22 protein-coding genes and 1 tRNA gene are annotated in these 24,307 nt (G+C 61.9%); 4 read left to right on the top strand and 19 right to left on the bottom strand.

Features of this window, described 5'->3' with window-relative positions; genetic code table 11:
• Positions 1–37: 37 nt before the first annotated feature.
• The 8 genes from tig to cyoA all read right to left on the bottom strand — a co-directional run bounded on the left by tig (position 38) and on the right by cyoA (position 9,027).
• Positions 38–1,381, bottom strand: coding sequence for a trigger factor (gene tig, locus CFE42_RS00615; protein ID WP_004627018.1), 1,344 nt, complete (start codon positions 1,379–1,381; stop codon positions 38–40).
• A 245-nt stretch (positions 1,382–1,626) separates the two neighbouring features.
• Positions 1,627–3,645, bottom strand: a complete 2,019-nt coding sequence (gene mnmC / locus CFE42_RS00610) for a bifunctional tRNA (5-methylaminomethyl-2-thiouridine)(34)-methyltransferase MnmD/FAD-dependent 5-carboxymethylaminomethyl-2-thiouridine(34) oxidoreductase MnmC (RefSeq protein ID WP_037043516.1) — start codon at positions 3,643–3,645, stop codon at positions 1,627–1,629.
• A gap of 294 nt (positions 3,646–3,939) precedes the next feature.
• Complete coding sequence (locus CFE42_RS00605) at positions 3,940–4,134, bottom strand: hypothetical protein (RefSeq protein WP_004627020.1); 195 nt, start codon at positions 4,132–4,134, stop codon at positions 3,940–3,942.
• 217 nt (positions 4,135–4,351) lie between these two features.
• A complete protein-coding gene (locus CFE42_RS00600) occupies positions 4,352–4,777 on the bottom strand; it encodes a GNAT family N-acetyltransferase (protein WP_004627021.1) in 426 nt (141 codons plus the stop codon).
• A 7-nt stretch (positions 4,778–4,784) separates the two neighbouring features.
• Positions 4,785–5,213, bottom strand: coding sequence for a cytochrome o ubiquinol oxidase subunit IV (gene cyoD, locus CFE42_RS00595; protein ID WP_004627022.1), 429 nt, complete (start codon positions 5,211–5,213; stop codon positions 4,785–4,787).
• Positions 5,210–5,875, bottom strand: a complete 666-nt coding sequence (gene cyoC / locus CFE42_RS00590) for a cytochrome o ubiquinol oxidase subunit III (RefSeq protein ID WP_004627023.1) — start codon at positions 5,873–5,875, stop codon at positions 5,210–5,212. The genes cyoD and cyoC overlap by 4 nt, the downstream gene beginning before the upstream one ends.
• The gene (gene cyoB / locus CFE42_RS00585; protein WP_004627024.1) at positions 5,868–7,871 is read right to left on the bottom strand and encodes a cytochrome o ubiquinol oxidase subunit I; all 2,004 of its coding nucleotides are present in this window, start codon (positions 7,869–7,871) and stop codon (positions 5,868–5,870) included. The genes cyoC and cyoB overlap by 8 nt, the downstream gene beginning before the upstream one ends.
• A 103-nt stretch (positions 7,872–7,974) precedes the next feature.
• Positions 7,975–9,027: a ubiquinol oxidase subunit II gene (cyoA, locus tag CFE42_RS00580; protein ID WP_004627025.1), complete on the bottom strand. Its 1,053-nt coding sequence runs from the start codon at positions 9,025–9,027 to the stop codon at positions 7,975–7,977.
• 156 nt (positions 9,028–9,183) lie between these two features.
• On the opposite strand from cyoA, the gene CFE42_RS00575 reads away from it, so the two are divergent.
• Both CFE42_RS00575 and CFE42_RS00570 read left to right on the top strand, forming a co-directional pair.
• Positions 9,184–10,503, top strand: coding sequence for an MFS transporter (locus CFE42_RS00575; protein ID WP_004627026.1), 1,320 nt, complete (start codon positions 9,184–9,186; stop codon positions 10,501–10,503).
• An 83-nt stretch (positions 10,504–10,586) separates the two neighbouring features.
• Positions 10,587–10,775 (top strand): CsbD family protein, encoded by a 189-nt coding sequence (locus tag CFE42_RS00570; protein WP_004627028.1) that lies wholly within the window; start codon positions 10,587–10,589, stop codon positions 10,773–10,775.
• A gap of 138 nt (positions 10,776–10,913) precedes the next feature.
• On the opposite strand, the gene CFE42_RS00565 is transcribed toward CFE42_RS00570, so the two are convergent.
• From CFE42_RS00565 to CFE42_RS00555, 3 genes are all read right to left on the bottom strand, one after another.
• Positions 10,914–11,129, bottom strand: coding sequence for a hypothetical protein (locus CFE42_RS00565; RefSeq protein WP_004627029.1), 216 nt, complete (start codon positions 11,127–11,129; stop codon positions 10,914–10,916).
• Between the two features lie 486 nt (positions 11,130–11,615).
• Positions 11,616–12,368 (bottom strand): hypothetical protein, encoded by a 753-nt coding sequence (locus CFE42_RS00560; RefSeq protein WP_004627030.1) that lies wholly within the window; start codon positions 12,366–12,368, stop codon positions 11,616–11,618.
• A gap of 26 nt (positions 12,369–12,394) precedes the next feature.
• The gene (locus CFE42_RS00555) at positions 12,395–13,714 is read right to left on the bottom strand and encodes an MFS transporter (RefSeq protein ID WP_004627032.1); all 1,320 of its coding nucleotides are present in this window, start codon (positions 13,712–13,714) and stop codon (positions 12,395–12,397) included.
• A gap of 213 nt (positions 13,715–13,927) precedes the next feature.
• Between CFE42_RS00555 and CFE42_RS00550 the strand changes: the two genes are divergently transcribed.
• Both CFE42_RS00550 and CFE42_RS00545 read left to right on the top strand, forming a co-directional pair.
• The gene (locus CFE42_RS00550) at positions 13,928–14,857 is read left to right on the top strand and encodes a LysR family transcriptional regulator (RefSeq protein ID WP_004627034.1); all 930 of its coding nucleotides are present in this window, start codon (positions 13,928–13,930) and stop codon (positions 14,855–14,857) included.
• 34 nt (positions 14,858–14,891) lie between these two features.
• Positions 14,892–15,206, top strand: a complete 315-nt coding sequence (locus tag CFE42_RS00545) for a hypothetical protein (RefSeq protein WP_004627035.1) — start codon at positions 14,892–14,894, stop codon at positions 15,204–15,206.
• A gap of 108 nt (positions 15,207–15,314) precedes the next feature.
• Here the strand turns inward: CFE42_RS00545 and CFE42_RS00540 are convergent, their stop codons facing one another.
• From CFE42_RS00540 to CFE42_RS00505, 8 genes are all read right to left on the bottom strand, one after another.
• On the bottom strand, positions 15,315–15,782 hold the full coding sequence (locus tag CFE42_RS00540) for a hypothetical protein (RefSeq protein ID WP_004627037.1): 468 nt from the start codon (positions 15,780–15,782) through the stop codon (positions 15,315–15,317).
• Positions 15,783–15,799: 17 nt separating this feature from the next.
• Positions 15,800–16,549 (bottom strand): FAD:protein FMN transferase, encoded by a 750-nt coding sequence (locus tag CFE42_RS00535; RefSeq protein ID WP_238563712.1) that lies wholly within the window; start codon positions 16,547–16,549, stop codon positions 15,800–15,802.
• A 29-nt stretch (positions 16,550–16,578) separates the two neighbouring features.
• Entirely contained in the window at positions 16,579–17,139 is a 561-nt protein-coding gene (locus CFE42_RS00530; RefSeq protein WP_004627041.1) for an FMN-binding protein, read from the bottom strand.
• A 35-nt stretch (positions 17,140–17,174) separates the two neighbouring features.
• Entirely contained in the window at positions 17,175–18,551 is a 1,377-nt protein-coding gene (locus CFE42_RS00525; protein ID WP_004627043.1) for a porin, read from the bottom strand.
• 37 nt (positions 18,552–18,588) lie between these two features.
• Complete coding sequence (locus tag CFE42_RS00520) at positions 18,589–19,995, bottom strand: cytochrome-c peroxidase (RefSeq protein WP_004627046.1); 1,407 nt, start codon at positions 19,993–19,995, stop codon at positions 18,589–18,591.
• A gap of 589 nt (positions 19,996–20,584) precedes the next feature.
• Positions 20,585–20,722 carry a hypothetical protein gene (locus CFE42_RS00515; RefSeq protein WP_004627049.1) on the bottom strand — a complete coding sequence of 46 codons (138 nt, stop codon included), beginning with the start codon at positions 20,720–20,722 and terminating at the stop codon, positions 20,585–20,587.
• 194 nt (positions 20,723–20,916) lie between these two features.
• Positions 20,917–21,003: transfer RNA gene (locus CFE42_RS00510), tRNA-Leu, on the bottom strand.
• Positions 21,004–21,153: 150 nt separating this feature from the next.
• Complete coding sequence (locus CFE42_RS00505; RefSeq protein WP_004627051.1) at positions 21,154–24,273, bottom strand: efflux RND transporter permease subunit; 3,120 nt, start codon at positions 24,271–24,273, stop codon at positions 21,154–21,156.
• Positions 24,274–24,307: the final 34 nt, after the last annotated feature.

Here is a 24,307-nt window from a genome sequence, read left to right as displayed (position 1 = left end):
TTCTCCGGTGCTTATTTCGGGAGCTATATCGATCGAATCAGCCTTGCGCCGGCGTGGCAGTCAGCTCTTCGAACGACACGGCCTTGTCAGTGACTTTGGCCTTGTCGCACACAAAATTTACCACGTTGTTTTCGAGCACGTAGGCTTCCATCTCGGCCAGGCGCTGTTGGTCGCCGTAGTACCAGCGGATGACTTCCTTCGGATCTTCGTAGCTCTTGGCGAACTCTTCGATCTCGGTCTTGATCTGCTCCGGCTTGGCTTCCAGGCCGTTGGCCTTCACGACTTCGGCCAGCACCAGGCCCAGCTTCACGCGGCGCTCAGCTTGCTGCGTGAACATCTCGGCCGGGATCGGCATGTTCTTGGCGTTCGGCATGCCGCGCGATTCGAGGTCACGGCGAGCCATTTCAACCAGGCGCTCTTGGTCTTGCTCGACCAGCGACTTCGGCACATCCAGCTCTGCCACCTTCAGCAGCGCTTCCATGACTTGGTCCTTGAGCAGCGCGTGCGTGCGGCGCTTGACTTCACGCTCGAGGTTCTCGCGGATATCGGCGCGCATCTTGTCCAGGTTGCCGTCGGCGATGCCCAGCGATTGGGCAAACGCTTCGTTGACTTCCGGCAGGTGCGCCCACTCGACTTGCTTGAGCGTGACGGTGAATTCAGCCGTCTTACCCGCGACATCCTTGCCGTGGTAGTCCTCGGGGAATGCCAGCGGGAATTTCTTCGACTCGCCTTGCTTCAGGCCCAGCGTGGCTTGCTCGAACTCGGGCAACATGCGGCCTTCGCCCAGCACGAAGCTGAAACCTTCAGCCTTGCCACCGGCAAATTCCACACCGTCAATCGTGCCGACGAAATCGACCGTCACGCGGTCGCCGTCCTGGGCAACGGCTGCACCGCCGTCACCATGCTCGCCGGCTTCGCCGCGCGGGTGGTAGTGCACGCGTTGCTTGCGCAGGATGTCGAGGGTCTTGTCGATCTCGGCATCGGTGATTTCGGTCTTGGTGCGGGTCAGTTCCGCGCTGGCCAGATCGCCGAGCCTGACTTCCGGATACACCTCGAAGGTGGCGTCGAACGCGACCTGGTCATCGGCCACGCCTTCGGTCTTCAGCTCGAAGCGCGGTTGGCCGGCAACCTTCACGCCTTGTTCGTTGGTGATGTCAAAGAACTGACGGGCGGCCTTGTCGTAGCGCACCTCGAATTCGACCTGTTGGCCGTATTGCTTCTCGACCATCTTCATCGGGACCTTGCCCGGGCGGAAGCCGGACATCTTGACGGTCTTGGACAGACGCGCCAGACGGCTTTGCTTCTCTTGCTCCACTTCGGCCTTCGGGACAGCCAGGGTCACTTTGCGATCAAGCTTGCCGAGGTTTTCGATAGTCGACATGGTCGTAATTCCAGATTCAGAAGATGGTTGCGTCGAACGGCGCAGCGCCAGCAGCAGCCGTGGTTCAAAGTTCTTGGTCTTGCCGGGCTTGCAGGAATGCGGCGCGAAGGCTGCACTGATTGCACAATGCACGGCACAACGGACGCGTTCAGGCTGGCAAACGCAAAACGCATATTATGGCATGGAACGTTCGGCGGCCCTGATTTTTTGGGTCGGAACGCTTGGAAAACCCTTCAAACGGCGCGTTAATCCAGAGGTTCCGCAGCTTCGCTTTCCGCGGGTGCGGCGCCCTGCTCCTGCGTGCGTCGAAGCTGCAATGCGCGCAGGATGAAACGGCCGGGATCAAGCGCTGCAGCCAGGTCCGATTCAAGCGGCAGCGGACCACCGTCGATCTGGGCCGCCAGCAACTCCGCACCCAGTACCGACCAGGTGAGGCCCCGCGCGCCATACGCAAGTGCGGCATACAGCCCGGCGAGGCGAGGCAGCTGCGCATGCGGACCGCGCAAACGAAAGCCCGGCGCCAAGGCCGCCGCCTCATCCACCAGCGGGCCGATCAACGGCAGCCGATTGGCTGACACGCACCGCACACCGACGTAGCCCTGCAGTTGCGCAGGGTCCAGCTTCGCCAGTGCACCCAATTGCTGAGGCTGCAACCCAGACAGTCGCCGGAGATTGCCGGCGTGATCGGCCACGCGCTCGGTCAGATCGGCTTCACCGGGCTGGAACGACGAGCCCGTGCGCACCGTTTTCGCGCCCGGCTCGGTGGGCAGCAAGTAGCCATCGCCGCAGACGACGGCCTTCGGCCACGCGGCGCCCGCTTCCAAACTGGTGATGGGCACGTCGGTGAGTTGACCGCGAACGGGCTTGAGCGACGCGGATGTCAGCGCAGCCAGGCGCGTAGCGCCAAGACCGTTGGCGAGGATGACGACCGGCGCGCTCGCGATCACATCGCCCTGCGCATCGAGGACCTGCCATTGATCGCCGTCTTGGCGCAGCGATTCGACGTGCGTACCCCAACGTGTGTCGATTGCAGCGCCTGCAGCGGCCAGATTGGCACGGCAAACATCAGGCGGCGCAACCCAGCCCGCTTGCGCAAACCACCAGCCGCCCTGCGGCACGCTGGCACCGACGCGCTTGGCGGCGGCGTCCACATTGAGCCAATCGATGTAGTCGACCGGGTAGCCGAGCGCCCGCACGATGCGTTGCTGTTCAGTGGCGTCGCCCACGTGTTCGGCGAGTTGGAGCACGCCGGTGGGCTGGAAACCTGTGGCGAAGCCGGCGCGATCGAGAGCATCCCAATGGCGGCGTGCGAGCAGGTTGCCGGCGCGCGATAGGCGCGAGAGCACGCTGTCGTCGATGGATACATGCGGATGCATGGCCGCAGCACGGTGCGCCGACGTGCCGTGTGCGGGGCCATCGTTTGCGTCGATGAGCGTGATGCGCCAGCCGCGCGACGCGAGCCGTTCCGCAACGGAGCAGCCCGCGAGCCCGGCGCCGAGCACGATGGCGTGACGCTGGCTCCAGACAGGCGCTTCAGCCGGCCCACGCCGTGTGCGCCAATGGGTCGGAAATTGCGCGACGGTCATGTCGCGCTTGGTTCCGAAACCGGGCGCCTTGTGCGCCTCGAAGCCGGCCTCCTGCAAGCCGCGCCGCACGAATCCTGCGGCGGTGTACGTGGCCAATGTCGCGCCGGCGCGAGCGACCCGCGCGAGCTGCCTGAACACGCGCGGCTGCCACAGATCGGGGTTCTTGGCGGGAGAAAAACCGTCGAGATAGAACGCGTCGGCAGCGCACGACAGTCGCGGCAGCATCTCCATCGCATCACCGAAAAACAGCATCAGCGTAACGCGGCCGCCGTCGAACGCCAGTCGATGCACGCCGGGCACCGGCACCGGCCATGATTGACGGAGCGTCTCGGCCAGCGGAGCCAGCGCACCGATTGTCGGATGCACGATCGACAAGCCTGCGCGATCGAACGGATGCTTCTCGATCGAGACGAAATCGAGCCGTGCACAACGCTGTGGATCGTCGCGCCATGCAGCCCAGGTGGCCAGGAAATTCAAGCCCTGGCCGAAGCCGGTTTCGACAATGGTGAAGGTGCGTTTGCCTTGCCACGCGCCCGGCAAGCGGTTACCGCCCAGGAAAACGTGAATCGCCTGGGCCAGACCGCCTTCGGAGCTGTGATAGACGTCGTCGTATTGCGCGGAGAACGGCGTGCCGTCCGACGTGAGCTGAGGCGTGGCGAGAACGAGGCCGCGTGGCATGGAACACCCTGGGAAGAAGCAGCGAATTGTAACGCCGCCCTTCCCCTGCGCTTTGATCTGAAGCAGTCCGCTTGCCGTCTTCAGGCTGGATGCCGGACCGACCCGACTGTCCATGCGCACGGTCATCGAATGCTCGGTCATTGTGGCCGGATAACCGCGCGGCTCGTCCAATCCATCCCGTCTTTACGGCGTCGCGGTACACGCGTGAGGGTGTCGGTCAACACCACTGCCGCATCTTATGAATGGGAATTCAGAATGGAGCGCCAAGAATGGGCGGGGCGCAGCCAGACGGCCTCAAGCCGCATCATCTGCAGACCGGCGCCGCCAAGCCATGAGTGCAACCGCCAGCGCCGCCACTGACAGGCCGATTGCCAGCCCAGTCAGCCGCCCCGCGCGACGGGCCTCATCAGCTTGCTGGCGCGCCTCGATGGCCTGGCGCACGGTTTCCCAGAAGGCCTCGCGGTGCTCGTTTTCGTCGAAGATGGACATGGCATGCCTCCCCGTTATGCATGACTTGTCTTGCCATCGTAGGGAACGTGCGCCAGATGTGCCACCGCGCGTTGCGCGTAGGACGCGGGGTTCCATACGCTGAAGAAGGCTCGTGCTGTCATTACGACGCACGGGCGATACAGAGGCGGTCGCCAGCCGCTTTCTGAAATACCTCGAAGCCGCTGCGCAGGAGAACGTGAAACCTTGACGGCTTAACTCACAACGCTTTACTGAGGAAGACCCGGCTCGTACCGGGCGGATCGCAGGGTACCTCTCCGAACCGCACCCAGCCGTTGCGTTCGTAAAACCATGGCGCCTGAAAGCTGATCGTATAGACCACCGCCGAGCGACAACCGCGTCGGCGCCCTTCTTCTTCAAACCTGCGCAACACCTCGGTGCCAATACCCATGCCGCGTAACGTCTCGGGCAGATGGAACAGATCAAGAAACAGCAGCCCCAGCGATGTTCGTCCGCTTGCGCCGCCAACCACGTCGCCGCTCTGCGGATCGCGGGCCAGCACCGCAAGCGGTTGCCGGTCGCGGTAGCCGACGTGCTGATCGTTAAAGTGATTCAGCCCGTTGCCGATGACCTGGATCGATTCGTCATTCGCTTCGTCGGTGACGATGATTTCTGGAGCTTGCACGCAGGCCCTACTGTGTTCGGGACGGCAGGATGGCGGGAGCGGACTGCGGGGGCGGCCGCATGTGCGGCATCATGTTCGTATTCAGGTGGTACATCACCCAGAGCGAACCGCTGAGCGTAATGACCACCAGCACCAATGTGAACATCAACGACAGCATGTTCCAGCCGCCTTCGGATTTGGCGTTCATGTGCAGGAAGTAAATCATGTGCACTACGATCTGCACCGCGCCGATGAGCAGGATCGTCACCGCCGTGGTCGATGATCTGTCGAAGACGTTCGCCATCACCAGCCAGAACGGGATCGCCGTCAGGAAGACGGACAGCACGAAGCCCGTCAGGTAACCGCCCAGCGTGGCGTGCGGCCCGATCTCTTCTTCGTGATGGTGACCTTCGTGGCCATGACCGTGGCCGTTCATCGTTTGATCTTGCGCGCTCATGGCAGCGTTCCCATCAGGTAGACGAAGGTAAAGACGCCGATCCAGACAACGTCCAGAAAGTGCCAGAACATCGACAGGCACATCAGGCGACGCTTGTTGGCCGTAATCAAACCGTGCTTCGACACCTGCACCATCAGCACGATCAGCCAGATCAGGCCAAACGTCACGTGCAGCCCGTGCGTGCCGACCAGTGAGAAGAACGAAGTCAGGAATGCACTCCGTGTGGGCCCGGCACCCTCGTGGATCAGATGCGCGAATTCATAGAGTTCCACCGCCAGGAATGCGGCACCGAAGACCCACGTGATGGCCAGCCAGATCTGCATGGCCGAGACCTTGTTCTGCTGCAACTGCAGCATCGCAAAGCCGTACGTAATAGACGACAGCAGCAGGAAGGACGTGTTCAACGCCACCAGCGGCAGCTCGAAGAGTTCCGCCCCCGTGGGGCCGCCTGCGTATTCGCGGCCCAGCACGCCATAGGCGGCAAACAGGCACGCGAAGATCAGGCAATCGCTCATCAGGTACAGCCAGAACCCGAGCAGCGTGCCGTTTGGCACGTGCGGTTCTTCGGTGACGTGGAACTGGTAGCCGCCCGGCGGTACGTCATCCGCCGTGGTAGTACCCGTGGGGCCGGTCACATGCAGGGATGCGGTCGTTTCAGCCATGGCCTGCCATCAGTTGCGTGCGCGATGCTTCGGTGCGGATCACCTCTTCCGCCGGAATGTAGTAGTCGCGCTTGTAGTTGAAGGTATGAATGATCGCCGAGAGGATCGTGGCCGCGAACGACACGATGGCCAGCCACCAGATATGCCAGATCAGCGCAAAGCCGCACAGCGTCGAGAGCCCCGCCAGCACGATGCCGGCAGCGGTGCCCTTGGGCATGTGAATCGGCTTGAAGCCTTCCTGCGGCCGCCGGTAGCCGTACTGCTTCATCTGCCACCAGGCGTCGGCGTCATGTACGAGCGGCGTCATTGCGAAGTTGTACTGCGGCGGCGGCGACGAAGTGGACCATTCCAACGTGCGGCCGTTCCACGGGTCGCCGGTCGTGTCGCGCAGTTCTTCCCGATGGAGGAAGCTGACCACCAGCTGGATCAGGAAGCAGGCAATGCCGATGGCGATCAGCAAGGCGCCCAATGCGGCAATCTGGAACCAGATCTGCAAGGACGGATCGTCGAAATGGTTCATGCGGCGTGTGACCCCAAGCATGCCCAGCCAGTACAACGGCATGAACGCGATGTAGAAGCCGACAAACCAGAACCAGAACGACGCCTTGCCCCACGACGACACGAGGCGGTAGCCAAACGCCTTGGGGAACCAGTACGTAATGCCGGCCATGAGGCCAAACAACACGCCGCCGATGATCACGTTATGAAAATGCGCGATCAGGAACAGGCTGTTGTGCAGCGAGAAATCCGCCGGCGGCACCGCCAACAACACGCCTGTCATGCCGCCAATGACAAACGTCACCATGAACCCGATCGTCCACAGCATGGGCGGCTCGAAGCGGATCTTGCCGTGGTACATCGTGAACAGCCAATTGAAGATCTTGGCGCCTGTCGGGATCGAGATGATCATCGTCGTGATCCCGAAGAACGAGTTGACGCTGGCGCCGGAGCCCATGGTGAAGAAGTGGTGGAGCCAGACGAGGTACGACAGCACGGTAATCACGACCGTGGCGTACACCATCGACGCGTAGCCGAACAGGCGCTTGCGTGAATACGTGGCCACCACTTCCGAGAAGATGCCGAACGCGGGCAGCACCAGGATGTAGACCTCGGGGTGGCCCCAGATCCAGATCAGGTTCACATACATCATTGCGCTGCCGCCCTGCTCGACCGTAAAGAAATGGGTGCCGACGTAACGGTCCAGGGCGAGCAGCGTCACGGCGGCTGTCAACACCGGAAAGGCGGCAACGATCAGCGTGTTCGTGCACAGCGCCGTCCAGGTGAAGATCGGCATGCGCATCAACGTCATGCCGGGCGCGCGCATCTTGACGATGGTGACCAGCAAGTTGATGCCCGATAGCACGGTACCAACCCCCGCTATCTGCAATGCCCATATGTAGTAGTCGACGCCCACATCTGGGCTTGCAAGGATGCCCGACAGCGGCGGATACGCCAGCCATCCGGTACGTGCGAACTCGCCCACGAACAGCGACATCATCACCAGGATGGCGCCGCCGGTGGTCATCCAGAAACTGAAGTTGTTGAGGAACGGGAATGCCACGTCGCGCGCGCCGATCTGCAGCGGCATGACAAAGTTCATGAGCCCGGTCACCAGCGGCATGGCGACGAAGAAGATCATGATCACACCGTGCGCGGTGAATATCTGGTCGTAGTGGTGCGGCGGCAGGTAGCCCAGGTTGTCGCCGAAGGCCACCGCCTGCTGTATCCGCATCATGACGGCATCGGCAAAGCCGCGCAGCAGCATCACGATGCCCAGCACGACGTACATGATGCCGATCTTCTTGTGGTCGATGCTGGTGAACCATTCACGCCAGAGGTAGCCCCAGAGGCGGAAGTACGTCAGCGCACCGACCAGCACGAGGCCGACCAGCGCGACGACCGCGAAGGTGGCGAGCAGGATCGGCTCGTGATACGGAATGGCCTCCCACGTCAGGCGGCCAAAAATCATGTTGGCGAGTTCAGAACGCTCGGGCATGGATGTCACCTGTGCCTGTATTGACCAATTCTGGCCGATCAATGTTGGCGAACAACATCAACGGGGCGGAAAGAGCTGAAAAGCCGAACGGGCAAGGCCCGGCCTACCGCAACAACCTTCGACCGTCGTTGATGGCCGCATCCGGCGCAAACATGGGCATGGCATCGGCCGTATTGCTGGCGGTACAGATTTCCGCCGACGGGTCGAAGCGCCTCACGTTGCGGTTGCTCGCCATGGTGTCGGCCAGGCATGCCTGGCCATCCACACAGCGGTTCAGGATGCGGTCATAGAGGTCCGGCGCCACGCTGGCGTAACGCTGCACCGGTTCGCTCTCGCTGGGCTTGGCCAGCTTCAGATAGGTGTCCTTCGACAGCGACGTGCCCGACGACTTGACCTGCTGGACCCACCGGTCGAACTCGTCGTTCGACAGTCCGTGGAATTTGAACCGCATGTGCGAGAAGCCCGCGCCGCTGTAGTTGGAAGAGAGCCCGTCATAGACGCCAGGCCGGTTGATCACCGCATGAAGCTTGGTTTCCATGCCCGGCATGGCATAGACCATGCCCGCCAGAGAAGGCACGAAGAACGCATTCATGACCGTGGTCGCTGTGATCCGGAACGCGATGGGCCGGTCGACCGGGGCGGCCAGCTCGTTGACGGTGGCAATGCCCTGCTCGGGATAGACGAACAGCCACTTCCAGTCCATTGCCACCACCTCAACGGTAAGCGGCTTGGTCTCGGCGTGCACCGGACGGTCCTGATCCAGCCGCGTCAGCGGCCGATACGGATCGAGTTGATGGGTGCTAACCCAGGTGACGGCGCCCAGCGTGATGATGATCAGGAGCGGCGCGGCCCAGATGGCCAGCTCCAGCACAGTGGAATGATCCCAATCGGGGTTGTAGTGCGCGTTCTCAGCGCTCTCCCGATACCGCCATGCAAACAACAGGGTCAGAACGATCACCGGGACGATGATCAGCAACATCAGACATGTCGCGATGATGATCAAGTCCCGCTGTCGCACCGCCATGTCGCCAGCCGGCGACAGCAGCACGGCATTGCTACAGCCTGCAAGGGTCACCAACAAGGCAATTGCTGCACCTCGCCAAAGCGACCTTCCCGTAATTCCAAGGGGTGTCACTACTGCATTGAAGCGTGGCATGGGTCTCGGAAGTGGCGTTTGGTTAACGTCGCGCTGGGATGGCCCAACGATCTTTCGACTTGTCGTTGCAGTTTAGGCGCTATTCTGGTCTTGTGATGACGGACTTTTGATCGCCGTACGACATCCCCTCCCCCGAATCCCGATGGAGACTCAACGATGGCAAGTCTGACCCACCAGCATCGCGCGTCGCCCACTGCACCTCCCGCACCAGGTCACCATGAAGTTGCCCCGGCAGAGATTGCCATAGGCGTCGTGATCGGGCGCGCGTCGGAGTACTTCGATTTTTTCGTCTACGGCATCGCGTCGGTGCTGGTGTTCCCTTCGGTCTACTTTCCGTTTGCCAGTGAATTGGCCGGTCTGCTGTTCAGCTTTACGGTCTTCTCGTTCGCCTTTATCGGGCGCCCGTTCGGCACGGCGCTGTTCATGCGCATCCAGCGCCGATGGGGGCGCAGTACCAAGCTGACGGCATCGTTGTTCCTGCTCGGCACAGCTACGGTGGGCATTGCGTTCTTACCGTCGTACGCATCGATCGGCCATTCGGCAATCTATCTGCTGGCGCTCTTCCGCTTCATGCAGGGCATCGCGTTTGGCGGCTCGTGGGATGGCCTGCCGTCGCTGCTGGCCTTGAACGCGCCCGAAAACAAGCGCGGCTGGTACGCCATGGTGGGGCAACTGGGCGCGCCCACCGGCTTCATCATTGCCGGAGCGCTGTTCCTCTTCCTCTATACCAGCCTGACGTTTCAGGAATTCATCGAATGGGGCTGGCGCTATCCGTTCTACGTCGCCTTTGCCATCAACGTGGTGGCGCTGTTTGCGCGGCTGCGGCTGGTGGTCACGCACGAATACACGCAACTGCTTGAGGAAGAAGAGCTGGAACCGATCAGCACCCTGCAGATGGTCAACGCGCAGGGGTTCAACATCTTCCTGGGGGCCTTTGCCGCGCTGGCCAGCTATGCGCTGTTCCACCTGGTCACCGTGTTTCCGCTGTCATGGGTGTCGCTGCGCAAGACACAGAGCGTACCTGCCGTGCTGACCGTCCAGATCATCGGCGCTGCGATTGCGTTCGTGGGTACGCTGGTTTCCGGCCTGATTGCAGACCGGTTTGGTCGGCGCACCACCTTGGCGGCCATGGCCGTGCTGATTGGCATCTTCAGCCTGGCCGCACCTTGGCTGCTCGATGGCGGTGTTGCGGGCCAGGACATTTTCATCCTGGTCGGCTTCGGTCTGCTGGGGCTGTCCTATGGCCAGGCGGCCGGCGTGGTGACGTCCAACTTTGAGAGCCGATTCCGCTATACCGGTGCCGCCCTGACGACCGATTTCGGCTGGCTGTTCGGTGCGGCATTCGCACCGCTCGTGGCGCTAGGCTTGTCGTCGCTGTTCGGACTTGGCGCGGTCAGCCTGTACCTGCTCTCAGGGGTGGTTGGGACGCTGGTGGCGCTGCGGATCAATAAGGCGCTTGGGACACCGGATTCCTAATGCCGTTGCCCGGGAAGCTCCGTAGGCACGCGAACTGCTAGGAACCCGCAGTGCGCAAGAGCGCTTTTTCAAAGGAGCAGACCATGAACAAGGATCAAGTGAAAGGTACTGTCGAGAAGATGAAGGGCAAGGTCAACGAGGCCCTGGGCAAAGCGACCAATAATCCTGCACGCGAGCTGAAGGGCGACCTCCAGCAGGCCGGCGGCCAAGCGCGCAAGGACGCGGGAGACGTCAAGGAAGCAGCGAAGGACATTGCAAAGAAGTCCCGCTGATTGGCGCGCGCATGGCTTCGGCACCGCGGTGCTGACGCGCATGGCCTAGAAGGGGGGCGACCGGGCGGTCGCCCTTTTTTTCGCCCATAGCGGAGCAGGCATGCTGCCATCGCAACGTGCAGCGGCCCAGAGTCGCGCTCAAGAAACGGTTTGCCCGATGGCCAGAAGATTGCCTTCATTGTCTCGGAACCACGCCCCCTTTTCCGCCGCCCCAGCCTTGGACGGGTAATTTCCTTCAATGCGTGCAACGCTGTTGACGGTCTTCAGCCCAGGAAGGCCGTATTCCTCAAACGTCACCCCGCGCTGCCGCAGCTCGCGAACCGTCGCCTCGATGTCAGAGACTTCCCTGCCCATTTGCGTATGGGCCCGGAGGCACCTCCGGCGGACTGGAACAGCGTGAAATAGCCATTCCCGCATTTGTAACGCAGACCGCCGGGCCGCTCCTCAACCAGCTCAAGACCCAGCTTCGACTGCCGCGCGCGTGCGAGATCCTGCGCCGGAATCAGGGTTGATACGTCGCCGGCGAGCGGGGGTGATAGCCGCCGGTGGTTTTCCATTCGCGTCGACAACTCTGCTCGATGACACCGATGGCCTCGTTACGTCAAGTTGCGCAGGCAGGACGTGCGCTCGCACATCGCGCGAATCACATCAATCGCGCAGTCGCTCGACGGTGAAGTCTTCATCGTCGACGTGGTCGCCAAAGACGACGATCTCCGCCCTCCCCTTCACGGGCGACTAGTCGGCCACCGTGCGGGCGGTGCCCTGGCGGGCATCCAGGATGGCAACCATTCTTGCGGAGGTCGTCGTCATGGCATCTTCAATCAGTCTGGTTTGCTCGCTTCAGAATGCTCCGGACAGCAGATAACCTGCATTCGGAACCTTGGCCTTCAGCCCAAGCGTCTTCAGCATCTGGTAGACCGTAGAAGTCGCCGCCGAGAACACAGGCCGATCGAGCCGGTCTTCGACCACCTGAATTGATGGCAGCGACGGCATCTGCACGCATGCCGACAGCACGACCGCATCGGCGCCGCTGATGTTGAGGCGATCCGCATGGCCGACGAGGTTTGCCGGATCGAGCCGACCCACGGCAAGATTGTCCGACACTTCCAGGCTGATTGAATCGGTGACTTCGATACCGGAATCCTCGATGTAGTCGATCACCGTTTGCGTGAGCGGCTTCATGTATGGCGTGATGATTGCTACCTTCTTGTAGCCCTGTACATGGATGGCGTCTATCAGGGCACCGGCGGAACTGAGCACAGGCGTAGGGGCATTGTTCTGCTCGGTAATCCTGGCCAGACGTTCCTGCGAAACACGGTGATAGCCACGGCCCTGGCTCATGATGGCGACCAGGCAAGCATATGCCATGACATCGCAGCGGGCATCACTCAATTCAAGCGCGCAGCGGTCGCTTGCCACGTCCATGTTTTTCAGTTCCTCTGGCGTGACATGCATCATGCGCATGCGGGCTGAGTGGAACGTGAAACGTTCATCGGGAAACTCGGCGTAGCGGGAGGTCAGCATCGCCGGGATTTCGGTCTCCATCGTGGTATTGGAGCTGGGGACAATTTGCCCAATGCGGAAATTCTTCATGATCAGAGGCTTCCTTCGAGAAGAGATTAGTTGTCGCTGGTGAGACGCACGCCCTTGGTTTCCTGAAGCAGGAACACCATGGCCGAAGCAATGAGGTAGGACACCGATGCCAGCGAAATCGTCGCAGTGAATCCGATCAGCGGTATCAGGATCGGCACCAGCTTGATACCGAGGATGGCGCCCACGCGGCCAAAGTTGAAACAGAAGCCTGCCGCCGTGGAACGAATGCTGGTGGGGAACAGTTCGGAATACCAGGCGCCGAAGCCGCTGAAGTAGCCGGTAAAGAAACCGAGCAGTGCCGCAAGGACGCCAATGGCGACGATGTTGCGGGTTGTGAATGCTAGTTTTCCGTCCGTCAGTGGCATCAATGTCGCGCCGTATGCGAACACCGGCACCATGATCGCCATGCCCAGGAAGAACAGCGCAAACGACTTGCGGCGACCAATCAATTCGGCAAGCTGGCCGTAGACGAGATAGCCTATCGTGGCACCGATGCCGGTCCAAATCAGGAACACCGGAGCCTGGTCCACACGCACATGCAGGATGCTCTGCAGATAGGTCGGGGTAAAGGTCGTGATGATCCAGTACCCGTACATGCCGAAGATCGAAATCGACAGGCCCAGCAGGGTCATCTTCAGGTAGGCCGGGCGGAATATCTCGAACAGGCTCGACTTCTTCGCGTGTTTCGCCTTGTAGGTTCGGTTAGCAAGCCAGACCGGCGACTCCTTCACGAACAGCAGGATGAATACAAACGTGACGTATGCAGGAATCGATGCGTAGATGAAGAGCTTGCGCCAGGAATCGGGGTTCGAGGGGTCGAGTAGCGTCCATGCGAAGCATGCCGCCAGGAGTCCGCCGCCTGACCAACCGGTTTGCATGAACGCGATGGCCTTGGCGCGGCCCTCCGGGGCCCAGATCTCAGACACCAGTGCCGATGCAGCGGACCACAGGCCACCCACGGCCACACCGACGCAGAATCGGTAGACATTCAGCTCGAGCACGCTCGATGCGAAGCCACACAGCAGCGTTCCGGTGCCATAGATGAACACGGACGCGAGAATGGTCTTCTTGCGTCCGATCCGGTCCGCGATATTGCCGAGAAACAGCCCACCGATCCCTGTTGCGAGCAGAAACCATGCGACAGTGGAGACGACATCCCTCAGGCCAACGGAAAAGGTATTCGCAATCGCAAGCATCACGAAACCGAAGATGGTCGCGTCCAGCGCATCGAACAGCCATGCCGCCCAGGAACCACCGAGCGTCACATAGCGCTGTACGGTAGACGAAAGAGCAGGCTGCCGGAACGCCCCGGTGCTTGCGGCGTCTGGCGATGAGTTGATAGTCAATTTGGTCTCCGTTCGTTATTGCCAGGTCTTGTCCGCTTGTGGGAAGAGGCCGACAGATCTTCGAGCTTGCGGCTACACTTGCGCCATGCGACTAACTCTGGGCGGATGAATGTTAGAAGCCCAACCAATGTTGGTACATCAATCATTCGCGAGCTCACCATCGCAGATTGCGATGGTGCTTCAGCAGCCAGGGCCACTGGATCACGCACGCCAATGAAACTGGATCCGCAATCACTTCGCCTGTTTATCAGCGTGCTTGAGGAAGGCACCATTGCGGCTGCCTCGCAGCGCGAACACATTGCCGCGGCCGCCGTGAGTCGCCGGCTCAGCGAGCTGGAGTCGCTTCTGGGATCGCAACTCCTGATTCGCAGCAATAAGGGCATCGAACCTACCGAAGCCGGAACGGCGCTGATGTACATGGCGCGCGGTGTCCTGAACGACCTCAGCGGCATCGTCTCGGAGATGCGGGAGTACTCGCATGGCAAGCGGGGATCGGTTCGCCTGCTCGCCAATATTTCCGCGATTACCCAGTTTTTGCCCGCGCTCCTGAAATCGTTCATGGAAAAGCACCCGAATATCCGGGTGACCCTTGAACAGATGGAGAGCCTCGCGATCACGCGGAGCGTCGCCGAAAGCCGTGCCGATATTGGGCTCTTTACGCGCATGCCGCATGAGGCCAGCGTCGAGATCCACCCCTTTCGCACCGATGAACTCGTGGTCTTGCTTCAAGCGGATCACCCGCTTGCGGACCGCGCCAGCGTTTGCTTCGATGAAGTACTTGATTTCGACGTTGTGTCCCTGCACGGTGGGACACACCTGCACTACCAGATGCTGCAGGCCGCAAACGAATCCGGCCGCACATTCTCGCCGCGGATGGAGGTATCCAGTTACGATGCGCTCTGTTTAATGGTGCAGACCGGCATGGGCATCGGCATATTGCCAAAGGGCAGTACCAGCGCGTATAGCATGCCGGAAATGAAGATCCTGCGTCTGGACGAACCGTGGGCCCAGCGAGAACTATCGATGTGCGTGCGCAACGTGGAAACACTGACACCGGCGGCACGGCTCCTGTTCGATCACCTTCAGCGCGAGCAATCTGCTGAAATACCGGCAGTGAATGGCACCGCGGCGACGTCCTCCTAGATGAAGCCGCCGTGCAAGCTGTCCGGTCAATGGCGTGCGCGCCTTTCAAAGACCCGAAGACCGGTCAACCAACGCACACACCCTTCTCCAGACTGTTCGCATTCGGCCTAGACCGCACCGTACCGCCGCCCGCACACCCGCCGACGTCGAGCGCGCGCTGCAACTGCTCAACAAACACCTCTACCAGGCAGACCGCTACACCGGCATGCTCATCGTCCTGCAGCACGACGACGCCAAAGAGCCCGCTGTCATCTCCGCCGGCACCTATCGGCACGAGCGCGCCCGCGCGCTGACTGATTTTGCGCGGGCGTCGGTGCAGATTTCGGAGTTGATTGAGGCGGGGGTGTAGACGCCAAACTGCGGGACGCATCGCTGGAGGCTTCGGCCATGCGATGCGGCGCTCAGAGTGAGACTTAAAGCAGAGCGAGCGCCTGCGCGCAAGACTGCCAGCCAATCTTTACACGGCCACCTTGCGCTTGCGGCGTCCGACCGCGATGTGTACCCACAGGGCGACACACGACAAAAGACCCGCAGACCAGTGAAGATACTCTGCACTTTGGCGCAACAACTGGCCATTCACGTAGTACAGCGCATAGCCCGTGACGACCAGCATCAATGCGAGGGAGCCGAGCAACGCTCCGGCTGCGCGATTACGTTTTCGCATCCATGCGTTACGGATATGCGGCGCCCACAGCATTCCAAACAGGTAAAGCACTGCCATGGCGGCCGCGCCGTGCAGCTTCATGCTCCAAGCGAGCACCAGCGTTCCGCCTTCGCTGCCGTCGTCTAGAAAATGCAGGACCAGCCAGGCGAGCCCCGTAACCAGCAGGGCAGCAAATACCCCATAGACCAGCCAGCGCCGTCGCGGACTAAGGCGAAAAGCGCTTTCGCGCAGATGGAGGGAGAAGCGTGGTGGAACGGACATGGAGTACTGTCGGCCGGCTAAGCTGGCGAGTATACGACCACAGCCCCGCCGTACCGTCTCAACAGCGGATGCGCTGCATCGCCAGTGGCAAGCACGACTTTGGTCAGCGCGTCGGCCAGCATGCAGGTGGGTGCCTGCACCGTTGCACCGGCAAGCGGTGGCAGCAACCTGCCGCGAGCATCGCGGATGCGGGATGCACTTTCGGCGACTGCGCCAAAACCGCCAGCCGTCGAACTCGCCAGTGCCGCGTTGTCGAGCAGCACAGACGTTGCAACACGGGCAGCGTTTTGCGGGTCACGCACCTGCACCGACATCGGCCAGGCGCCGTGGTGGCGCAGGTCGCCGCCGGCATTCACGATCGCGCGCTCGACCGCGAAGGTGCGCAACACCTCGATCGCACAATCCACCGCAAAACCCTTGGCGATGCCTCCAAGATCCATGTATGCGCAGGTTTCTTTGACGACGATGTCGCCGTCGAAGGAAATGGGAAACCGCCTGTCCGCGAGCAAGTCGGAGGGGCCGACACGGCAATCGAATGCGCGCTCCGACACGATATGCAGTTCAGCCGCAAGGCGCAGAACGGCAAGGGTCCGAGGATCTGCAATGAGCCTCTCACCCGGCGCCGCGCGATTGATGACCTGCAGTTCACTGTCCTTCGCATGAAAAGTGAGCAATGCGTGCACAGCGGCCATCTCGTCGAACGCGGCCGCCACGGCGGCTTCCGCCTCCGACCCTTCAGCCTGCACGTCGACCAGGGTGCCGAGCAACGGGCGCGCGCGCCGGCAAGTCGCGAGCATCAGCGCTGGACGAGCGCCAACTGCGCCATCACCGCAATGCGCCGGATGCCATCGGTGAGATGCGTGCACGACAACGTTGCTCCGCTGATGTTGTTGATGTCATCGCCCACACGCAGCGCCGACTTGGCCGACTTGCCCAGAAACTGTGCGCGCCACGGCTTGTTGCGGACTTCGTAGCCGTGGCTTTCTCGGTAGGTAAGGATTTCCACGCCACTGATCTCGCCAGCGGTGTTCAAGGCCACGGCGTAGTTGATGAGCTCGAATTTGCCGATGACGGCGTCGGTCACGAAGTAGCCGAGCGTCTTATCACCTTGCTTGGCTTGCCATGCGCGCCACGCACCCGGCTTGGCCGGGCCGCCCGCACGCTCGGCCAACTGCTTGAGCTGGTCGGCTGAGAGCGTGAGCGGCACCGGCTCAAAGCCTGTGGCGCCGGGAAACATTGCCTTCTGGGTCTCGGCAGCGGACAGGTAGTCCGCCGCAAACGCCTTGGTGACAATCATGCCCGGCGCCCCCACGGCGGCGGCACAGACAAGAACAATGGGCACTGGCTGGTAACGCATGGCTTGCACCTCCTTGGATTTGCCGCTCCCGCGGCTTAGAACGACACGCCCAGGCCCAGATCCACACGCGAGAAATCGCGGTTCTGCTTGAAGCGCTGGTAGTCCACCTTGAAGACCACGTTCGGGTTCAGATAGAAGTTCGCGCCGATGGTGTACACGGTGTCCGACAGCGAGGGCCAACCGGCAGGCATCGTGAAGCCCGGAGCCAGACCTTCGTACTTCTCGGCCATGTTGTAGCGTTCATAGCGGACGAACGGCGCGAAGCGGTAGTCGCCCTTCTGCCACAGGTTGTAGGCCGCCTGTGCATACCAGCCGTAGAACGCCGCCGGCATCGGGTTGGCGGCACCCGGGTTCAGCTGATTGGCGGCAGCGGTGTTGCTGAACGTACCGCGTGCATACAGGGCAGACAGATCCCACTTGCCCGGTGTCCAGCGCGCGTGCGCTTCGTACAGCGTGGCGCGCTGTTCAGGCAGCACGGCTTCGGTGCTCGACCGGCTGCTCTTGCCCGTGAAGACCGAGCCGCCCAGCGTTACGCCCGAAATACCGGTGTAGTTCAGCGCCACATACTGCGACAGGTTCTTGGCGTTGGCCAGCCCCAGTTCCTGGTGCGAGGTCTGCATCGGGGCGATGGCGTTGTTCTGCATCTCCAGCGCGGACTTAAACAGCGGGTTCTCCGGGTTGAAGTTCCACTTGGCCAGGTCCAGCCCGGTAGTCAGACCCACATTCCAGTTCAGGCCGAAATCGGTATCGCCGTACAGCGAGAGACCGCCCTCACGCCACGTGCTCGGGATGATCAGCGTCTCGACAAAGTTGCGATGCACGCCGTAGTAGTTGGTCGGCTCATGGTTGCGGTTGATGAACCCCGCTGGGATCAGGAACAGGCCTGCATTCAGGCCGATCTTGTCGGTCAGCTTGTGGTCGATGTAGAACTGCTCGACTTCGAATTCACCCGAGTCGGTGGCCGACGTGATGGCGTGCTCGATCTCGAATTCGGAGTTGAAGCGCGTCTTGTCGTCGAACTTGTAGCCGATACCGAACACTGCGCGCGCGAGATCGAACTTGGTGTCTTCGGAGCGGCGCGTCGGGCGGCTGTAGTTGGCTTCGCCGTAGCCCCACAGCGTGAGGTTGTCCAGCGGCGACGGCCTGGTCGAGGCGAGCTGTGCCGTCTGCACGGTCTGCTGCACGTCTTGCAGGGCCGCGGTTTGCTGTGCCTGTGCCTTCGCCTGCGTCTGCTGCTGCGTGGCGAGCGTCGCGTTCTGCGCCTTCACCTCTTTCAGTTCGGCCTTGAGCGCTTCAATCTGCGCGGCCATGGCGTCGAGTTTCTGTTCGAGTTGCGCGGTGGTGGCGGCATTGGCTGCGCCGGCCCCCATCAGCGCAATGGCGGCGGCTACCGACAAGGCGGTTCGTTTCATGCTGTGACGCTCCCTGGTCTTGAAATTTTGAATTGGCTTACTTGCTTGTTGCCGTCTTGCTCTGCGTGGCTCCGCTGGCAGAGACGGTCTGGATACGGGCGGCACCCACGCTGGCTGCGGTGGAACTGCATTGCGCTGGCACGCGATAGGCCGACGGGTTGGCCGGATCAAATCCGTCGGTGAGCGTGCACAGGAAATGCACGAGATCGCTCATCTCCTGGTTCGTCAGCGACGGCGCGGTGCCGGGGTTGTATGGCACTTCGGCCACGTTCACGTTGGCATCGAAGGCGGCCGGCAGATCGTTGTATGGCACATCGGGTGTGCCGTCGGCCTTGACGTACCAGCGGCCGGGGTCGGTATCGCGCGTGATGTACCACGCCACCACCTGATCCAGCGTCTGGAACACGCCGTTGTGGAAATACGGTGGCGTCAGCGCGATGTTACGTAGCGTCGGCACTTTGAACTTGCCGCATGTCGAGCCACCTACGCGGAAGTCGGTACGCAGCGGCCCGCAGATGCCGAGGTCGTAATAGCTGTAGTTCGGATTGCCCAGCGCCAGGCCGTTCTTCGGCACGTACGGCAGCGTGGTGCCTTCCTGGTTGGCGGCGATGCTCCAGTTGCGCGGGATACCGACGTTGTCGTACGTGAAATCGGTAAACAACGCCGGCGTGCTGCCCTTGCCTGTGGAGATATGGCAAGCGTTGCAGTTGCCCTTGGTCGGGTTGTTGAACAGCAGCAGGCCGCGCGTCTCGGCATCCGTCAGGTTTGTCTTGCCGGCGAGGTAGGCGTCGAACTTGCTGTCGAAGGTGTGGAAGCTCGGGTCTTCAGATTGGAAGGCCGCCAGCGCGCGGCCGATGCTCTGCATGGCGTTCGCGCTGTCCTGGATGCCGGCGGGGGTGAACACGGCCTTGAACTGTTCTAGGTAAGGGCGCGTCAACAGCGTTTTGAAAACATCGTCGGCCGAGAGGTTGGCCATCTCAAACGCGTTGGTGAACGGCTGCTGTGCCTGGTCCGCTAGCGACGCAGACCGGCCATCGCGGAAGAAACCGCCGGAAGCCTTGCCGGTACTGTCGATCTTGAAGTTGGGCGTGAACGAAGCGTAATTTAGCGACGGCGTGTTTCGCAGGCCGGGCAAATCGGAATTCGGCCCGCCGATCGATACGGCCAGATTGTTCGGATCAGTGAAACCGCGCGCCGGGTCATGGCACGACGCGCAAGACTGTTTGCCCGAGGCCGAGAGCGTCTGATCGAAAAAGATTTGCTTGCCGACCTGCGCCAGGGGCGACAGGCCATCTGTTGCCGCGGGGGAAGACGTGCTAGCGCTATCTCCGCCACCGCCGCATCCCGACACCAGCGCGGCGGACGCCGCGGCCGACAGCACCAAGCGAGCCGCACGCCACAGTCGGGCTTGTGCGCTGCTTCCTCCACATTTCTCTGCTTTCATTTCCCTGACGCGGCAAGCTCTTTAGCCTACTAAGGCGGCTCAATTAATGGTAATAGGAACAATTCGCGTTCGCATTCTATGCGAATGTCCAAAGGAAATCACCTGCATTTTTTCAAGAGGTCTCCCGCGCGCGGCCGACGCACGTTCGTTTCGTGGGCGCCGCCCACCTTGCACCCACAATTTGGGCCTCACTGGCACCTGTGGAACGCAAACTCCGGCCGCAGCAAGCGCCCCTCCCTCCCCTGCAGATACCTCAGTTTCTCCGCATCCCACTGGCCACAAGCGCCACGATGTCAATGGCGGTGAGCACGTCGTTTTGGCTGATCGTCATTCTTTGCGGCCTCCCATCCAGCGTTAGGCCGCCTGCTGCAACCACGCGCAGCAGCGCGCCCCAACCCGTTTGCTCTGCCATTCATGCGCCCACTGCCCAGCGCGCGGGGTGGCTCTGCGCCCTCCATGGACAGGCGAGCGCAGGCGGCGAGGCTGCAGCCTTGCTGAAGGATTGTTGGTTCATGGCGAGGAAATGAAAAAGCCCGCCGGGTGGCGGGCTGTTTGGATGCGGCCGCAATTGCGAACGCGCGGGGTCTCGTTACTTGGGCTGCGCCGGAATGACCAGGTTGGTCGCCTTGGCCGCCTTCTTGGCTTTGCTCTGCCCGGCTTTGGCCTTGCCACTGTCAGGCAGGCACACCCATGCGTTGACGATGCTCTCTGCCGGCGAACACCCCATGTGGGTCGCAAAGCAGATGGGCCACGCGGACTGGACGATGATCGCGCGCGTCTACGGCCGATGGATGCCGAGGCCGGTTCCAGGGCGGTGGAAAAGTTCGCCGGAAATGCTGGCAAATCGGACGCCAAACTGGCAAAAAGCGGCTGGATTTTCGCCAACCCGAAAAATTAAACCGTTGATTTTAAAGGGATTTTTGGTGCGAGGGAGGGGACTCGAACCCCTACACCATTGCTGGCGTCAGGACCTAAACCTGGTGCGTCTACCAATTTCGCCACCCTCGCCGGATGGATCGCGGCGCCCCTGAGCAGGGGCGCCGGAAAGGAAGCCCGCGATTATATCGCAGTCGTTCGGGGGTTTCCATCCCTACCCGATTTGACGTGGTGTAGGGGGTCGACTCCCCCTCCCTCGCACCGGCTGCCGGGGCGCAAACGTCAGACCGTCGGGGCGACCGCTTGCGCATCGGGCCGCTTAACGCGGAACCACGCCGCATACAGCGCCGGCAGGAACAGCAACGTCAAGACCGTGGCGATGATCAGGCCACCCATGATGGCGGCGGCCATCGGGCCCCAGAACACGCTGCGCGACAGCGGAATCATTGCCAGCACCGCCGCCGCCGCAGTCAGGATGATCGGCCGGAAACGACGCACGGCCGCCTCGACGATGGCATTCCACGTCGGCACGCCGGCCGCCACATCCTGCTCGATCTGGTCCACCAGAATGACCGAGTTGCGGATGATCATCCCGATCAGCGCAGTAATGCCAAGTTGCGCGACAAAGCCCATCGGGGCGCGCAGCAGCAGCAACGTGGCTGCCGCGCCAATCAACCCCAGCGGCCCGGTCAGGAACACCATCACCGAGCGCGAGAAGCTGTGCAGCTGCAGCATCAGCAGCGTGAAGATGATGAAAATGCACAGCGGCATCTGCGCAGCGATGGACGCACCCGCGTTGGCACTCTCCTCTTCCGCACCGGCAATCTTGATCTGATAGTCCGGCGGCAAGTCCGCGCGAATCTTGTCGAGCAACGGGTTGATCTGCGCGGTCACGGTCGGGCCCTGCACGCCGTCCACCACGTCGGATTGCACGGTGATGCCGTAGTCGCGGTTCTCGCGCCAGATCACGCCGGGTTCCCACGCAAAACCAACTCGCGCCACCTGCGTCAGGGGCACCGTACGGCCACTGCTGGTCGGGACTTGCACGCGCTGCAGCGCGTCGAGCGTGTTGCGCTCGTCTTCCTGCGGACGCATCACGATGTCGAGCAGCTTGTCGCCGTCGCGGTATTGGGCGATGGGCGCGCCGGACATCACCGTCTGCGTCACCTGCGAGATGGAACCGGTCGACACACCCAGCGCACGCGCCTTGTCCTGGTCGATGTCCAGGCGCAGCACCTTGACGTTCTCGTTCCAGTTGTCGTTCACGCCGACGGTGTTCGGATTGGCACTCATGATGGCCTTGACCTGATCGGCAATCTTGCGCACCCCGCCAATGTCCGGGCCCATCACGCGGAACTGCACCGGATACGGCACTGGCGGCCCGTTCGGCAGCAGTTTCACGCGGCCGCGCAACTGCGGGAATTGCGACTTGAGCAACCCGATGACGTGTTGCCGAACTCCCTCGCGCGCCTCCAGCGAAGTGGGCATCACGATGGCCTGCGCCACGTTGGTCTGCGGAAGGATCTGGTCCAGCGGCAGGTAGAAGCGCGGCGCGCCGGAGCCGATGAACAGCGTCACGCTGTCGACGTTCTGCTCCTTGCGCATCAGGGCTTCAAAGCGTTTGGCTTCGGTTTCGGTCTGGTTGAAGCTGGAGCCTTCGGGCAACCACAGCTCGACCATCAGCTCTGGGCGGCTGGAATCGGGGAAGAACTGCTTCTCGACATACTTGAAGCCGAACACGCCAAGCCCAAACGCCACCAGCGTGATGACGATCACCGTCTTGCGGTACTCCACGCACCAGTTCACCCAGCCGCGGAATCGGTTGTAGAACGGCGTGTCGAACAGCTCGTGGTGCACACCGCCATCCACATGTGATTGGGTCCGCAGCAGCAGGAAGCCCAGATACGGCACAAACACCACCGCTGCAAACCACGACAGCACCAGCGCCAATGCCGTCACCGCAAAGATGCCGAACGTGTATTCGCCCACCGTCGAACGCGCCAGCCCCACGGGCAGGAACCCCGTGGCAGTGATGAGCGTGCCGGTCAGCATCGGCATGGCGGTCGAGGTGTATGCGAAGGTGGCGGCCTCCATCTTGGAGAAGCCCTCTTCCAGCTTGCGCACCATCATTTCGACCGCGATGATCGCGTCGTCCACCAGCAGACCCAGCGCGATGATCAGCGCACCGAGCGAAATCTTGTGCAGGCCGATGTCGAAGATGTTCATGAACAGGAACGTCACCGCCAGCACCAGCGGGATCGTCAGGCCCACCACCAGGCCCGGCCACACGTCAATGCGCAGCTTCGGCTTGGTGTGCAAGCCGAGCGAGAGAAAGCTCACGCCCAGCACAATCACCACCGCCTCGATCAGCACATGGACGAACTCGCCCACCGAACTCTGCACCGATTTCGGCTGGTTCTGCACCTGCTGCATCTCGATGCCCATCGGCAGCTTGGCGCGGATCTTGTCAACCGTGGCACGCAAGTCCTTGCCGAGCTGGATGATGTCGCCGCCCTTGGTCATCGAGATGCCCAGGCCGATCACCTCCTTGCCGTTGAAGCGCATCTTGGCGTGCGGCGGGTCCACGTAGCCGTGCTTGACCGTGGCGATGTCGCCGAGGCGGATATTGGTCGTGCCGCCGGGGCCGCGCAGCGTCAGGTTCTCCAGATCGCGGATGTCCGAGAACTGGCCTGACAGGCGAATCTGCACGTTGTCGGTCGGCGTCACCAGCACGCCGCTGGGGCCGATGTTGTTCTGCTGGCCGATCTGCGTGGCGATGCTGTTGATGTCGAGCCCCATCTGCGACAGCTTCGCCTGCTGGAACTCGATGTAGATCTTTTCGTCCTGGTCGCCGAGCAATTCGACCTTGGCGACGTTGCGCACGCGCAGCAATTGCTGGCGGATCGCATCGGCGTAGTCGTTGAGCTGACGATAGGTGAAGCCATCGGCGGATAGCGCATAGATCGAGCCATACACGTCGCCGAAATCATCATTGAAGTACGGCCCGCGCACGCCTTGCGGCAACGTCGGCGCGATATCGCCCACCTTCTTGCGCACGGTGTACCAAAGCTGCTGCGTTTCCTTGGCGGGCGACGTGTCGGCCAGTTGGAAGGTGACGAGCGTTTCGCCGGGCTTGGAGTAGCTGCGGATCTTCCAGGCGTACGGCACTTCCTGCAGCGCCTTCTCGATCTTGTCGGTCACCTGGCGCGACATCTGCTCGGCCGTGGCGCCGGGCCAGAAGGCCTGCACGACCATCGCCCGGAAGGTGAAGGGCGGATCTTCATCCTGCCCCAGCTTGGAATACGCAAAGATGCCGCCGAGCAACAGCGCCACCAGCAAGAAGCGCGTGAGCGGTTGATGTTCAAGCGCCCAGCGTGACAGGTTGAAACGGGAATGTTCCATACGCGCGAAGGTTGGCGTGTTGGGGCGGGAGCCG

The organism is Ralstonia sp. PBBBR1, from assembly GCF_002256165.1.
GTDB classification, from domain to species: domain Bacteria; phylum Pseudomonadota; class Gammaproteobacteria; order Burkholderiales; family Burkholderiaceae; genus Ralstonia; species Ralstonia thomasii.
The sequence above is the reverse complement of the archived record's forward strand: the minus strand, read 5'-3'. Positions and strand labels throughout refer to the sequence as shown.